The 1,048-nt window shown below is 59.2% G+C and carries 1 protein-coding gene; it reads left to right on the top strand.

Annotated elements, in window-relative coordinates:
• Positions 1-681: 681 nt before the first annotated feature.
• On the top strand, positions 682-1,048 hold a 367-nt coding region (locus tag sphst_RS20990), incomplete at its 3' end, for an STN domain-containing protein (protein ID WP_199849031.1).

The following is a 1,048-nucleotide window of genomic DNA, read 5'->3' as shown; positions in this document are numbered from 1 at the left end:
CCTGCGCCGCGGGGGTCTGGCTCTCGGCGGGCACCGGCTTCGTCGCGTCCTGCAGCACGTCCTGCGCAAAGGCCGGTGTCGCCAGCATCGTCGATGCCGCCAGAACCGAGCGCAGCACTGCAAAATTGATCACTTGGCGCATCACATACTCCCCACAGAAACCGGGGCGCTTGCTGGCCCAATGTCGTTTCGGGGGTCGGCTTAAGTCGATCAATCTCCCTGCGCAACATAAGTTTCATAAAATGTCTTTTTATATTTATATCCGTCTTTTGAGGCTTTTTTGGTAATATATTGGTACCCAACATCTGATAGTTGCTCGGAATTAACCTTATTTGTGAGCGGCTTGCAGCATGTTGTCGATACATAACATGGATTAGATATATTCAGTCCGCTGCGGCGCGCGGTTGGCCTTTCCAGGGGCTGGGTGCGCCTCGAAGGTTCGGAAATCGGGTGGCACGCTAACGATCAACCGATGTGCCAGACGTGACAGTATCGGGAGGGTGAACCCCACCCTCATCCGTGCGAATGCATCTTCCGCCAAGCGCACCGAAAAATACCAACAACAGACATAAACAATACCAGATCGACTCATCTGGATAAAAAGATTATAAAAATATCAATGTCGGTGAGCGTTTCGCAATGTCGCCCGTCATATTAGCGTAATAACAGGGGGGCGAGATCATGGTTGGGCATTCTTTCGGATCGATGTTGGTGCGGACCAGCGTCGTCGCAATCGCCGCGGTGGCAGCGACGCCGCTCGCTGCACAGTCGGCGATGGTCCGCGTCGACGTCGCGCCGCAGCCGCTGGCCCAGGCACTGCAGACGCTGGCGCAGCAGGCCCGGGTCCAGGTCGTGTTCGATCAGGCGCGGGTCGGCACCCGCCGGTCGACCGCACTGGCCGGGTCGATGACCGCTGCCGACGCGTTTCAGCGCCTGTTGCGCGACACTGGCCTTGCGGTCTCGCAGACCACGCAGGGCGTGTTCGTGGTGGCGGCGCAGGATAGCGCAGCCCCCGCCCCGCCCACCGGGTCCGCCCCCGTCACGCTCG

Source organism: Sphingomonas sp. STIS6.2, assembly GCF_000732685.2.
GTDB lineage: Bacteria > Pseudomonadota > Alphaproteobacteria > Sphingomonadales > Sphingomonadaceae > Sphingomonas > Sphingomonas aerolata.
The sequence above is the reverse complement of the archived record's forward strand: the minus strand, read 5'-3'. Positions and strand labels throughout refer to the sequence as shown.